Below are 13,429 nucleotides of genomic sequence, written 5' to 3' on the forward strand. Positions count from 1 at the left end.
GGACAGCACAGGGGCGTGAACAGGCCAGCGCGGCCTTCCTTATTCCAGAGAGTGGTGTTGCTGTCCACAACTGTAGCGGCCACAACGGCTTTCACCCCTGCAATGCGGCGGCCCCCGTCGCGGGGGGTGGATCAATCGGCAAAACAGTGCCACCTTTGAACGGGCTTCCGGCGGGCCGGAACCGGATCGTCGTCTTGACCATAAGGAAGGAGAGGGTGTTGCCCGCAGCGCATTCGCAACCCGTTGACGCCAAGCTGACACATGCCGCAATCTTTCTGGTCCTGACCCTGCGGTCGGGCGCGGTGCAGGATGCGGCAGCCCCCGTCGGCACTCCGTCCGAGGACGAGACCGCCGCCACCGTGCGCGGCCTGTGCGCGGACCTGTCATCCCTGGTGCGGGGGGTGGGCTTTCGGGTGCCCGACGGCCAGTTGTCCTGCGTCATGGGCATTGGCTCCGCCGCGTGGGACCGTGTGCTGGGCCAGCCCAGACCGCGTGAACTGCACCCTTTCCGCGAAATCAGGGGCGTGCACCATGCTCCCTCCACACCGGGGGATTTCCTGTTCCATATCCGCGCCGCGCGGATGGACCTGTGCTTTGAACTGGCCGCCCAGATCGTCTCGCGCCTGGAAGGTGTGGCCAGCGTTACGGATGAAGTACACGGGTTCAAGTATTTCGACGAACGCGACCTGCTGGGCTTTGTCGACGGCACCGAAAACCCGGTCGACCAGGACGCGGCCAACGCCACCCTGATCGGAAACGAGGACGCGGCCTTTGCCGGCGGCAGCTATGTGATCATCCAGAAATATCTGCATGACCTGAAAAAATGGGACCTTATTCCCGTAGAGGTGCAGGAAAAGATCGTGGGACGCAAAAAGCTGTCCGATATCGAACTGGATGACGCGGCCAAGCCCAGCTACGCCCATAATGTCCTGACCAATATCGAGGAAAACGGCGAACAGTTGCAGATCGTGCGCGCCAACATGCCGTTTGGCGATATCAGCAAAGGCGAGTTCGGCACGTTTTTCATTGGCTACGCCAAGTCCCCCAGCCGGACCGAAAAAATGCTGGACAACATGTTCATAGGCAACCCGCCGGGCAATTACGACCGGCTGCTCGATGTCAGCCGGGCGGTGACGGGGTGCCTGTTCTTCGTGCCTACGGGCACGTTTCTGGATAATATCGAGGCAGTACAGGCGGGTGCGGCGGTTGCTCCGGCGGATGGCCAGCCCCAGCCCGTGGCAACCCCCGATGCACCGCCCGTATCGGTTCGGGGGGCGTCCCTTGGTATCGGCTCACTGAAGAACGAGGTCTGACATGAACAATCTTCACCGCGAACTTGCGCCGATCTCCGCCGCAGCCTGGGCGCAGATCGAGGAAGAAGCTTCCCGCACGCTCAAGCGCCACCTTGGCGCACGCCGCGTGGTGGATGTGCCCGAGCCGCAGGGCTATGCGTGCTCCGCCATCAACACCGGCCATGTCCAGCGGCTTGAAAGCCCGGGCACGGGCGTGCAGGCGGTGCAGCGCAGGGTGCTCAGCCTCGTGGAACTGCGCGTGCCCTTTACCCTGACGCGTGAGGCGATTGACGACGTGGAACGCGGCGCGCAGGATTCCGACTGGGACCCGGTGAAGGAAGCGGCAAAAACCATTGCCTTTGCCGAGGACCGGGCCGTGTTCCATGGTTACGCGCAGGCGGGCATACAGGGTATTGGCCCGGGGTCGTCCAATCCGTCCCTGGCGTTGCCGGCCGAACCCGGTGGCTACCCGGAGGTGATAGCCGCAGCGCTTAACGAGTTGCGTCTGGCCGGGGTAAACGGTCCTTATGCGGTGGTGCTGGGCACGGCTGCGTTCGAGGCCGTGAGCGGCGGCAGCGAGGACGGCTACCCGGTCTACCGCCATATCGAACGCATGATCGAAAGCAAGGTGATCTGGGCCCCCGCGATCGAGGGCGGGTTTGTCCTGTCCACCCGTGGCGGCGATTTCGAGCTTGATATCGGGCAGGATTACTCGATCGGCTATACCAGCCACACGGCGGACAGCGTGGCGCTGTACATTCAGGAAAGCTTCACCTTCCAGCTTCTGACAGCCGAAGCGGCGGTGCTGCTGACCCCACCCGCCTGAAGCCCCGTCCCCGGCGCTACCGCACGAACAACCCTGTTCCGGGAAAGGAGAAATCCTTTTTCTGGAACAGATTTTTTCTGATCCTGCGGTTTAAAAACTAGCATCCCGATTTTCCTAATATAATTTGGTTATATATGAGATTAGGAATGGGATTCGATAAGTTGAGGGTTAGATAATATCTTGTAAATATAGGAGCCCATAGAGTGTGTCGTAATCAAGATATAAAGCTACTTCCACCTCCTGCTGCTGCATCTAGCTCAACTCATCTTAGAATAAAAAAAATAAAAATTGAAAATTTTAAAGCAATTAAGTCTTCAGAGTTTTGTTTGAGTAATTTTGTGGTTTTGGTAGGCACAAACGGAAGCGGAAAAAGCTCTGTGCTTCAAGCAATCCATTGGAGTTTACAAAGTTGCCGGAACAAAAAAATTGAACCTCAGAGAGAAGGTAAAGCGTCGACTCTTTCTGAGCTTGATGCCACATATATGCCTTCTCCTGAATATAAAAATGCATCGCATGCCAACGAGTACGGAAATACACAAAACTCTCCGCAAATGAATGTGTATTTTGAAAGTGAGCTAGATAATAAATATCATTGTTTTACAAATACATGGATAAAATCAGCTCGAAATGAGGGTATAAGTGTTCATGCTCCATCAAAAGATAGTTTTATATTAACAATTAGATCTTTCACGCGAGAGGCGTCTGCCTATATACCCGGTTTGGCAGGCATACCTGCTTTTGAAGAAAAAAGATCGAAAAGAATAGTACACAAGCATGCTGCTTCTGGTGATGCCAATACTGTATTGAGAAATATTTTATTATTATTGAAAGAGAAGAAATCAACAAATCATAAAAATTCTCTTGTTGAAATAGAATATTTTATATCAAAAATATTTGGAGAAATTAATTTGGATGTGTCATTTTCTGAAAATGATGATTATAAAATTAAAGCGAATTTTCAGACAAAAGCCATGCGAGATCATGATGTTAGATTGTATAAACCCTTGGAACTAGCCGGAATCGGATTCCTTCAAGTAATACAAATATTTTCATATATTGTGTATTTTAATCCAAGGGTAATATTGATTGATGAACCAGATTCGCATTTACATCCAGATATTCAGGAAAAATTAGTAACTGTTTTATTTGAAGTCTCTGCTGTTTTTGATTGCCAAGTAATAATGACCACACATAGCCCGAATGTAATACGAGCTCTTCCACTTGAATCGTCTTTAATATGGATGAAAAGTGGAAAATCATCCATGGATGAACAAGGAGATATTCGGGAAAGTATGGGATGGGGTCTTTTAGATAAAAAAATCATATTAATTACTGAAGACAAAAAAACAAATATGCTTAATAATATTATTTCGCAATGGCCAGATATACAAAAGAAATGTGTAGTTTGGCCTTCTATGGGAAATTCAAATTTACCAAAACCAGAAATAATTTCTTCGTTAAGAAAACTATTTGGAAAAAAAATAGATTTTATTCTTCATAGAGATTCAGATTTTTTCGTGGAAAAAGATAAAGATTTGTATAAAAAAGCCTATTCGTCGAGAAAATTGCACGTGTGGCTTACGCAAGGGTCAGATATTGAATCTTATTATATCACTCCCCTTGTTATTGCGAAAACATACCATATTTCTAACGAAGAGGCAGAAAACATAATCAAAACTGCTATGTATAATTTGGAAGTAAATAATGCACGAATGACATTTAATAGAAAACGCAATGAAATTGCAAATATTATTGATGAATATAAAAATGGTCGAGAGTGTTTATCTGAAGCAAATCAAGCTCATAATGAGCTTTTTGCACAAAATGAAATATATGTTTTTGTTGGAAAGGATTTGATGGGGGAAATAAGGAAAATTTGTCAGGAAAAAAAGCTCAGAGGAATACTTGGTTCATTTGTGCCTGAAGGAGCTAATATTGCTCAAGATTTAGAAAATATTATTAATTCTATAATATAAAATAATTAATTTCGCAGTGATTTATAGAGATTTATATAAAATTAAATGCTTTAAATATTTCAAGGAAATGGTTCTCGTCTTTTCTGAGATAATAAACCGTCGGGGTGGCAAAGGTACTGTGTGCCGCCCCGACGGTTTGCCCGGGTGCTGTCTCAGACCGCGCGGGCGGCGGCCCGGGCGGCGTTCTTTTCTTCCTCGGTCCAGACCTTGCGTTCGCGCTTTTTCTGCGGCTTGACCTGTTTGACCGGTCCACCCCCCAGAACGGGCGGGCGCATGGTCGAGTTCTGGGCTTCGTCCGAATGCCAGGGGTGGTCCGCCTGCACGATCAGGGCACGCCCGATCTCGCGTTCCACATCGCGCAGCCAGGCGCGCTGTTCGGCATCGCACAGGGTAATGGCAAAGCCGTTGCGGCCGGCACGCCCCGTACGGCCAATGCGGTGGACATAGCTTTCGGGCAGGCTGGGCAGGTCGTGGTTGAAAACATGCGTGACCGTATCGACATCGATCCCGCGTGCCGCGATATCCGTCGCCACCAGAACCTGCGCCGCCCCGGACCGGAACGCGTCCAGCGCGCGTTCGCGCTGGCCCTGTGACTTGTTGCCGTGCAGGGCTTCGGCCGTAATGCCCGCCTCGGTAATAAAGGTGCAGACTTCGTTGGCGATGTTTTTCTGTAACGTGAACACCACGGCCTGGCCCATGTCGGGGGTGCGCAGCAGCTCCAGCAGGGCGGCTTTCTTGTCGGCCGCATTCACGAACATGACCGACTGCTCGATCCGGTCCACGGTGGTCGAGGGCGGGGCGATCTCGACTTTGGCGGGGTCGCGCAGCAAGCTTTCGGCCAGGGCGGCAATGGATTTGGGCATGGTGGCCGAAAGCAGCACGGTGTGCCGGTCGCTGGGCAGGGTCGCCACAATCCGTTCGATCGGCTTGGCAAAGCCCATGTCCAGCATCTGGTCGGCTTCGTCCAGCACCAGCGCTTCAAGCTGCGACAGGTCGCACAGGCCCTGCTCCACCAGATCCAGCAGGCGGCCGGGGGCGGCCACGATAATGTCCACCCCGTCTTTCAGCGCATTGACCTGGTGCATCTGGCTGACGCCACCGAAAATGGTGGTTACGCGGGGTTTGAGATGGCGCCCGAAGCTTTCGAACCCGTCCGCGATCTGGGACACCAGTTCGCGCGTGGGGGCCAGCACCAGCACGCGCGCCCCGTTTGCAGGGGCCGGTCGGGGGGCCATGGCAAGGCGGTGCAGCAGCGGCAGCGCGAAGGCGGCAGTCTTGCCGGTGCCGGTCTGGGCCATGCCCAGCAGGTCGCGGCCCTGCAGCAGCAGCGGGATCGACTGCGCCTGAATGGGGGTGGGGGTCGTATACCCTTCCTCGGCCAGTGCGCTGAGCAGGGGCGGGGCAAGGGCAAGGTCGGCAAATGTCAAGGACATGGTCACGCGGGGGGCGCCTCCGGCGCTGAATAAGGCTGCGCCTGTGCGGGCTTTGCCGGTTTGAAACGCCGGAGTTCTAGGGCCGATGCCATGCCGCGTCAACGCGGGGGTATGTGGGCCGATATGACGGGATGGCGCAAAGGGCTGATACCGCGACAAAGGCGCAGTGCTGGCAGAAGACCGGGCCGGGTGTGTTCCGGTCTGTTCACCCGGCCCGCGTTGGTTGTGCTGGTGTGCGGGTCAGACCGCGTGGGTCACGCCGCCATCCACGCGGATGTTCTGCCCCGTGATATAGGCTGCCCCGTCCGAAGCCAGGAAGGCGATGGTCGCGGCTATTTCCTCGCTGGTGCCGTAGCGGCGCAGGGGCACGTTGTCGCGGCGTTCGTCCGTTGCGGGCAGGCTGTCGATCCAGCCGGGCAGCACGTTGTTCATGCGGATATTGTCGCCCGAATAGGTATCCACGAAAATTTTGGTGAAGGAGGCCAGCCCCGCGCGGAACACGGTGGAGGTGGGGAACATGGCCGTGGGTTCGAACGTCCAGGCGGTGGAGATGTTGATGATCGCGCCGGATTTCTGGCGCAGCATGGCGGGGGTTACAAGGCGCGTGGCCCGTACGACATTGAGAAAATACACCTCCATGCCCTTGTGCCAGTCCTCGTCCGTCAGTTCCAGAATGGGCTTGCGCGGCCCGTGGCCCGCGCTGTTCACCAGCACGTCGATCCGGCCCCAGCGTTCAAGTGCGCCGTCCACAAGGCGTTGCAGGTCGTCCCCGTTCTGGTTGGACCCCGTGACCCCGAACCCGCCAAGCTCATGCGCCAGGGCCTCGCCCTTGCCGGATGAGGACAGAATGCCCACGCGGTAGCCGTCCCTGTGCAGCCGCCGGGCCGCCGCCGCACCCATGCCGCTGCCACCGGCGCTAACAAGGGCTACTTTTTCTACTGACATTGCTTTACCCTGCCTTTGATGAGTATGCGGGGACGGTCCTGTGCCATGCCCCGGCCTGTCTCTTTTATAGGCTGCCCGCCGGCAGGGTGACGAACCAATTAATCATGCGCAAAGCAGTAGAAAAACTATTGGCAGGACGGCCACGCCCGACCGGGTTGCACGGGTGCCCGTAAGGCTGTTGCCATGACCGCGCGGCGCAGGCGGCTGCCATCCCTGACCGGGCTGCGCGTGTTCGACGTCGTGGCCCGGCACCCCAGCTTCCGGCTCGCGGCGGAGGAACTGGGCGTGACACAGGGTGCCGTGGCGCAGCAGATCCGCGCGCTGGAGGCCGAACTGGGCATGAAGCTGTTCGAACGCCACCCCCGCACGCTGGTCCTGACCGATGCGGCACAGGCCTACGCCACAAGCATTCACCGTGCTTTTGAACTGATCGGCGCGGCGACCGAGACCCTGCGCCCGGCCCCCCAGGCCGTGACCATCAGTGTTACGCCCACCTTTGCCGCCAAATGGCTGATCCCGCGCCTGTCCGATTTTACGGCCCACTACCCCGACATAACCCTGCATATTCACGCCAGCGAAAAACTGGCCCGTTTCGGGGCTGACGGGGTGGATATCGCGGTGCGGCAGGCCAGCCCGCCCTTTGGCGCGGGGCTTTCGGCGCGGCTGCTGTTCGCGCAGCGGATCGTGGCGGTGGCCAGCCCGCTTCTGGTTGAAAAACTGGGCCGCCCCGCCTGCGTGGAAGACCTGGCAGCTTACGGCCTGCTGGATGACGCGCATCATTTCTGGCCACGTTTTCTGGAAAAAGCCTTTCCCGACAGCCGCGCCATCTCACCCCGCCAGATTCTGTTCAACCAGACCTCCTTCGCGATCGATGCCGCCATCAGCGGGCAGGGTGTGGCTTTGGCCAACCAGTTTCTGGTTGCGCAGTCGCTGGCCGAAGGCAGGCTGCAACGCCTGTTCGACACGGTGTTGCCTGTCGATGGCGGCTTTTACGTTGTCTGCCCGTGCAGGCCGCCCCCCACGGCCCCGGTGGCCGCGGTGCGGGACTGGCTTGCCAGCATGGCCGCGCGGGAGGAAACATCGCCCGGCCTCTTATCCGGCCCTGTATCTGGCCCTGTATCTGGCCCCGTATCCGGCCCCAGCCCCGGACCCGGAGCGTGATACAGCCTGTCGTGCCGAAGTGTTGGCCGAAGTGTTGGCCAGAGTATTGGCCGGGGCATTGGCCCAGGGCCACGCGGCGGGGCTGGTCGTTGTTGTGCGTGTTGCCAGAACAGGGGGAAAAGTCATGGCGGTAACACCCCGGCGTTCAGCCACCGGCCTGCATGGCGGGCGTATTGCGCTGTCCGTTGCCACCCATCTACCGGCTGACCCGGCCCTGCGGCGCAACGCGGCGGTGGTGCTGGTCGACCCGGCCCCCTCTGGCCCCGGCGTGCCAACCGGGGCGGGGGACCAGCCCCCTGCCGGTGGGCATGATCCATCATGGCCCGCGCCGGAGTGGGGCAGTGGATGGGTCAGTGGGTGGGGCAGCGGGTGGGATAACGGGTGGGCGGCCGTGTGGCGCTGGCAGCCTCCGGCACAGGCGGGAATGGCCCATCCCGGCGGGTGCCTGTGCTGCACCGGGCGCGGCGGGCTGGACCAGTTTCTGCTGGTGCAGGCCCAGAACCAGGCGCGTGGCACCGGCCCTGCTTTTGCGGCCCTTACCGTTCTGTGCCCGGCGGAGCAGGTGGCGGAGGTTTCCAGGGCGTTGCGCGCCTCGGTGTTTCTGGGCGCTTTTTATACGTTCCAACCCGGCTGAAAGCTGGCGGGCGAGCGCGTGTGTCAGGCCTTTGGGCAGGGCGTTGCCGCCCGGCCTGTCCATGGGCGGACTGGTGGGGCGCGGGCTGGAACGGGGCAGAGGCGCGGTGCCGCCCTGTGGCCGAAAAACATCAAAAAAGCACTAAAAAATATCGATATTAAAAACACATTTACAAGATAATTTTTGTGGTTTAATCGAAAAAACACGATCATTAATCGGTGGAATTGGACGTGAAAGCACTATTTATAATGTGTATTAAGGGGTCCTGACCTCTCCCCCCGTCAGTCCGTCCCGATAGTATCCAAACTGATGCTGATCCCCCATGCCGATTGTCAGGCCGCAATCGCACAGGATGAGTATTGCCCAGAGGCCACCCCGAATGCTCCGTTCTTTCAAAAACACGTTTCGTCTTACACCCGCCGTTTCCTCCGTCATGGTGCTGTCATCGCTCGGTGTGACCGGCATCGGGTTTGCGCAGACACGCGATACCACCGCCGAGACAGTCAAAAGTCAGAAAAAGACCGATGCCGCCACCACTGTTGCAAACAGCAAGGTGCAGCCTCATCCCGCGTCACCTGCCCGGCCGGAGCGCGCGGCCGTGGCGTCCGGCGGTATTGAGGAAACGCTCGTCACCGCCCAGCGGCGGCAGGAAAACATGCAAAAAGTTGGCATTGCCATGTCGGCGGTTTCCGGCGCGCAGCTTCAGAACGAACATATTACCTCCCCGTCCCAGATTCCGCAGTTGATGGCGGGCGTGCAGCTTGCTCAGCCAAACGGGCAGGGCGCGTATACGTTTTCCGTGCGGGGCGTGACGCAGAACGACTTCGCGGATCATGAGGAAAGCCCGACCGCCATCTATCTTGACGGCGCCTATGTCAGCCAGATGACCGGGCTTGCGTTCCAGATTTTCGATCTGGAGCGGGTGGAGGTGCTGCGCGGCCCGCAGGGTACCCTGTTCGGGCGCAATGCCACGGGTGGTCTGGGGCAGTTCATTTCCAAAGCGCCGACGGAAAAGCTTGATGGGTACGCCCGTTTTACGTACGGCAGCTATAATGAAAAACGCAGTGAGGGGGCCATAGGTGGCGCCCTGCTCAAATCCGGCAAGATCCTGGGGCGTCTTTCCTTCGTGACCTCCGATCACGATCCCATTTTCCGCAATTCGGCGGGTGGTCCCCGGCTTGAAAACGATCACTCCCGTGCCGGCAGGGCGCAATTGCTGTTCAAACTGCCAGAAGACATAACCCTGCATCTGATCGGCCGTATCGGGGACCAGCATAATCTGGCAGGCGGCTGGGAAAGCCGGATTGCCTACCCCATCGCAAGCGGTCCGCAGGCCGGCTACGGGCGGCTGGGGGGTGCGACCGATGTTCTGGGTTATCCGGGCACGGGGTATTTCAATTCCCGCAACGAAGCGAAAAACTTTGCCAATATCCGCACGTACGAGGCAACGGCCAAACTGAACGTGCCGCTGGCCGCGCGCGTGAACTGGACGACACTGTTCGACTACCAGCATATCAAAAAAGACTACAAGGAAGATTCCGATACGACGCCGGTTGATTATTTCGAATATTTCAACGGCAATGCCACGCGCCAGTTCTCGGTCGACAGCCATGTCGATGGCACGTGGAAAAAACTGCACTGGATCGGCGGTTTTTACTATCTGAACATTTTCGGCAATTATTATCTGGGTGCCACCGGCTCCGCCTATGGCGGCCTGAACGACCGGTACAGCCTGGGCACCAATTCCTACGCGGGCTTCGGTCAGCTCGATTACGCCATAACGCGCCGGTTCAAGCTGATCGGCGGGATACGCTATACGCGCGATATCAAGGATTTCAGTTTCCAGGAAACCTATCCGGGTTACAGTTATACCTTCAACCGTGACACGGTGGGGTCTCTTGCCCATTCCAACACCGGTTTCTGGAGCGGCAAGGCGGAAGCAACCTACCAGGTGCAGCCCAATATTCTGGCTTATGCCAGCTACAATGTGGGGGTAAAGGCGGGCAGCTTCAACGCGCCGCTGGATGCCGGGCTTAATCCCGACAGTTCCAAAATTCCCTTCAAGCCCGAAGAACTGGAAGATTACGAGGTGGGGATCAAAAGCGATCTGCTGCACCGTCACCTGCGGGTCAATCTTTCAGGGTTTTTCTATAACTACAAGAATTATCAGGCGCTGAGCTTCATCAACCTGACCCAGCTCGTGTCCAATGCCAAGGCCCAGTATTACGGGGGTGAGGCCGAAGTGAAATGGGTGCCGGACCGGCACTGGAGTGTCACGCTCAACCTGTCCTACAGCCATGGTGTTGTAAAATCCATCGACCTGAACGGCGAAGGTGCGCGCGACTATCAGCCCGCCAATGCTCCGCGCGGGAGCGGCAACATTACCGTGGCCCATGTCAGCAAGGTTTTCGGCGGCGCCCTGACAGAGCAGATCGACAGCAATTTCATCACCCGTCAGTATTTTGCCCTGACCAACGCGCCCGATACGAAGCAGAAAGCCTACGCGCTGATGAATGTGCGGATGAACTACACGACGCCGAACAAGAAATGGGATTTCAACGTTTCGGTCGAAAACATCACCAACCAGCATTATGCGACAACCATCTACGATCTGGCGGGTTTTCTGGGTATCGCGCAAATCTATCCGGGTCGCCCGCGCTGGTGGTCGGCCACCGTGGCCTATCACTTCTAGCCCGCCGTTTCGCATACAAGGAGTTTGAAAAATGACGACAGTTCCGCTCTGGACCGATGAACAGGTTGAAAACTCACCGCGTGTCAAAGCGGTTTTTGATGACATACGCGCCGTGCGCCAGACCGATTTCGTCAATAATTTCTGGCGCGCGCTTGCCAACCAGCCCGATGTGCTGGAACGGATCTGGGGGCAGATCAAGACGGTCATGATCGAGCCGGGGGAACTGTCCCCCCTGGTCAAGGAACTGCTTTATGTCGCGGTTTCCACCATAAATGGCTGTTCGTACTGCATTCATTCCCATACGGCGGCGGCATGGGCGCAGGGCATGACCCCCGCGATCTATGGCGAACTCCAGGCGGTTATCGGCCTTGCATCCAGCACCAACGCCATTGTGCAGGCGCTCCAGGTTCCGGTCGATCCCCGGTTCGATGTGAAAGGGTAAGGACATGGGTACGGCCTATCTCGCCGCCGAACCGGGCGGTCCTGACGTGCTGCGGCGGGTGGAACTGCCCGATGACGCATTGGGGCCCACGCAGGTCCGTGTGCGGCACACCGCCATAGGCGTCAATTTTATCGATACCTATTTCCGCTCCGGTCTGTATGCCTGGCCCGGCAGCCAGCTTGTACCGGGCAGCGAGGCAGCGGGCGTCGTGGTCGAGGTGGGCCGGGATGTCACGGATTTCGCGCCCGGGGACCGCGTTGTCTATACCACGCCGCTGGGTGCTTACCGGACCGGACGCGCCGTGGAATCAGACCGCCTTGTGCCTCTGCCGCAGAACCTGGACGATACTGTCGCCGCCGCGATTTTTCTTAAAGGGCTGACGGCGCATTATCTTGTCACGGACAGTCATCCTGTCCGCAGGGGCGAGAACATTCTGGTCCATGCCGCGGCTGGGGGAGTGGGGCTTTTGCTGGGGCAGTGGCTTGCCCATCTGGGGGCCAATGCGATCGGCACGGCGGGTGGCCCCGCGAAAACCGCCCTCGCGGCGGGTTACGGTTATGCCCATGTGATCGATTACACGCAGGACGACGTGCTGGCCGATGTGCGCCGCCTGACCGGGGAAAAGCTGTGTGCCGCCGCCTACGATTCCGTAGGGCGGGATACGTGGCGCATTTCGCTGGACTGCCTTGCCGTGCGGGGCAGTTTTGTCAGTTTCGGCCAGTCGTCCGGCCCGGTGGAGGGCTTTCAGCTTGCGGATCTGGCGCGGGGTTCCTTTAGCGCAAGCAGGCCCAAACTGTTCGACTTCATTGCCAGCCCGGCGGAACTGCGCGCGCGTGCCGCGGTTCTTTTCGATCTTGTCGCAAAAGGCGTGCTGAAAACGCAGGAGATCACGGTTCGGCCTCTGGCGGATGTCGTGGCCGTGCATACGGACCTTGAGGCACGCCGTACGGTCGGCTCGACCGTGCTTGTGCCCTGAACCGGCGTTTTTCCAGTTCAGGACCAGAAAATCGCGAAAGTGAAGGACATGACGGCGTTGAGGACACAAAACATTCTGGCCGATGTTGTGGCCGGTATTAAGGCCCCTATTCTGCCCCGTATTTCGCCCGGTATTGTGGTGGCCGGCCTGCTGGCGCTGGCGCCGGGGGTTGCTTGCGCGCAGGCGCAGACCGTCGCCAGCACGCAAGCACCGGCGGACAGTCGCGCGGCACAGTTATACGACCTGATCGGGCATGCCCGGTTTGTAGACCTGACCCACGCGTTTGGCCCCGGCATACCGCACTGGCGCGGCATGGGGGATGAAACGGTCGAGACAAAATATGACTATGACCAGCTTGGTTTTCGTATCCAGCAGTTTTGCCATGTGGGGCAGTGGGGCACGCATCTGGACCCGCCGGTGCATTTTATAAAAAATGCCCGCACGCTCGACAATATTCCGCCCAAGGACTTTTTCCTGCCGCTGGTGGTGCTGGACGTGCATGAGGCTGTGGCCAAAAATCCCGATTACGCGGTGAGCCGGCAGGATATCCTGCAATGGGAGGCACGGAACGGCCCTGTGCCGGCAGGCGCGTTCGTGGCGCTGCGCACGGACTGGTCGCATCGCTGGCCGAACCAGAAAGCCATGCAGAATGTCGATGACAAAGGTGTTTCCCATTATCCGGGGTGGAGCCTGGAGGCGATCAGATACCTGTACGAAACCCGGCATATCACCGCCAACGGGCACGAAACCACGGATACGGAACCCGGTATCGTAACAAGCAAGAACGACTATTCGGTCGAGACCTATATTCTCAGGAACGATCATTACCAGATCGAACTTCTTGCCAACCTTGACCAGCTTCCCGCCAGGGGTGCGCTTATTGCCGTGGGTATTCCCAAGGTGCTGAACGGTACGGGGTTTCCGGTAAGGGCCATCGCCATTATTCCCTGATGGCGAGTCCTGATGGCGGCCCCTGATGGTGGGACAGCATTCCGGCATACGGGGGGCGGGACAAAATTTGCCCTGTCACGCTCCCTGTGCCGGATTTTTAT

Annotated in this window: 11 protein-coding genes; 9 read left to right on the forward strand and 2 right to left on the reverse strand. The window is 57.7% G+C overall.

The window, feature by feature from the left end; genetic code table 11:
• Positions 1-218: 218 nt before the first annotated feature.
• The 3 genes from ABF990_RS10065 (at position 219) to ABF990_RS10075 (ending at position 4,094) form a co-directional block, all read left to right on the forward strand.
• Positions 219-1,313: a Dyp-type peroxidase gene (locus ABF990_RS10065; protein WP_415506593.1), complete on the forward strand. Its 1,095-nt coding sequence runs from the start codon at positions 219-221 to the stop codon at positions 1,311-1,313.
• A gap of 1 nt (position 1,314) precedes the next feature.
• Complete coding sequence (locus tag ABF990_RS10070) at positions 1,315-2,118, forward strand: family 1 encapsulin nanocompartment shell protein (RefSeq protein WP_415506594.1); 804 nt, start codon at positions 1,315-1,317, stop codon at positions 2,116-2,118.
• 203 nt (positions 2,119-2,321) lie between these two features.
• Complete coding sequence (locus ABF990_RS10075; RefSeq protein WP_415491892.1) at positions 2,322-4,094, forward strand: AAA family ATPase; 1,773 nt, start codon at positions 2,322-2,324, stop codon at positions 4,092-4,094.
• A 152-nt stretch (positions 4,095-4,246) separates the two neighbouring features.
• Here the strand turns inward: ABF990_RS10075 and ABF990_RS10080 are convergent, their stop codons facing one another.
• On the reverse strand, positions 4,247-5,527 hold the full coding sequence (locus ABF990_RS10080) for a DEAD/DEAH box helicase (protein WP_415501030.1): 1,281 nt from the start codon (positions 5,525-5,527) through the stop codon (positions 4,247-4,249).
• 240 nt (positions 5,528-5,767) lie between these two features.
• Complete coding sequence (locus ABF990_RS10085; protein ID WP_415501027.1) at positions 5,768-6,472, reverse strand: SDR family oxidoreductase; 705 nt, start codon at positions 6,470-6,472, stop codon at positions 5,768-5,770.
• Between the two features lie 183 nt (positions 6,473-6,655).
• On the opposite strand from ABF990_RS10085, the gene ABF990_RS10090 reads away from it, so the two are divergent.
• From ABF990_RS10090 to ABF990_RS10115, 6 genes are all read left to right on the forward strand, one after another.
• Positions 6,656-7,633 carry a LysR substrate-binding domain-containing protein gene (locus ABF990_RS10090; RefSeq protein WP_415501028.1) on the forward strand — a complete coding sequence of 326 codons (978 nt, stop codon included), beginning with the start codon at positions 6,656-6,658 and terminating at the stop codon, positions 7,631-7,633.
• A gap of 124 nt (positions 7,634-7,757) precedes the next feature.
• Positions 7,758-8,267 carry a hypothetical protein gene (locus ABF990_RS10095; protein ID WP_415506595.1) on the forward strand — a complete coding sequence of 170 codons (510 nt, stop codon included), beginning with the start codon at positions 7,758-7,760 and terminating at the stop codon, positions 8,265-8,267.
• A gap of 379 nt (positions 8,268-8,646) precedes the next feature.
• Positions 8,647-10,959, forward strand: a complete 2,313-nt coding sequence (locus ABF990_RS10100) for a TonB-dependent receptor (protein ID WP_415500961.1) — start codon at positions 8,647-8,649, stop codon at positions 10,957-10,959.
• Between the two features lie 31 nt (positions 10,960-10,990).
• Complete coding sequence (locus ABF990_RS10105; RefSeq protein ID WP_415491898.1) at positions 10,991-11,401, forward strand: carboxymuconolactone decarboxylase family protein; 411 nt, start codon at positions 10,991-10,993, stop codon at positions 11,399-11,401.
• 4 nt (positions 11,402-11,405) lie between these two features.
• Positions 11,406-12,377, forward strand: a complete 972-nt coding sequence (locus tag ABF990_RS10110; protein ID WP_415500960.1) for a quinone oxidoreductase family protein — start codon at positions 11,406-11,408, stop codon at positions 12,375-12,377.
• 57 nt (positions 12,378-12,434) lie between these two features.
• Complete coding sequence (locus ABF990_RS10115; RefSeq protein ID WP_415500959.1) at positions 12,435-13,328, forward strand: cyclase family protein; 894 nt, start codon at positions 12,435-12,437, stop codon at positions 13,326-13,328.
• Positions 13,329-13,429 lie beyond the last annotated feature (101 nt).

It is taken from the genome of Acetobacter sp. (genome assembly GCF_047723915.1).
Taxonomy (GTDB): domain Bacteria; phylum Pseudomonadota; class Alphaproteobacteria; order Acetobacterales; family Acetobacteraceae; genus Acetobacter.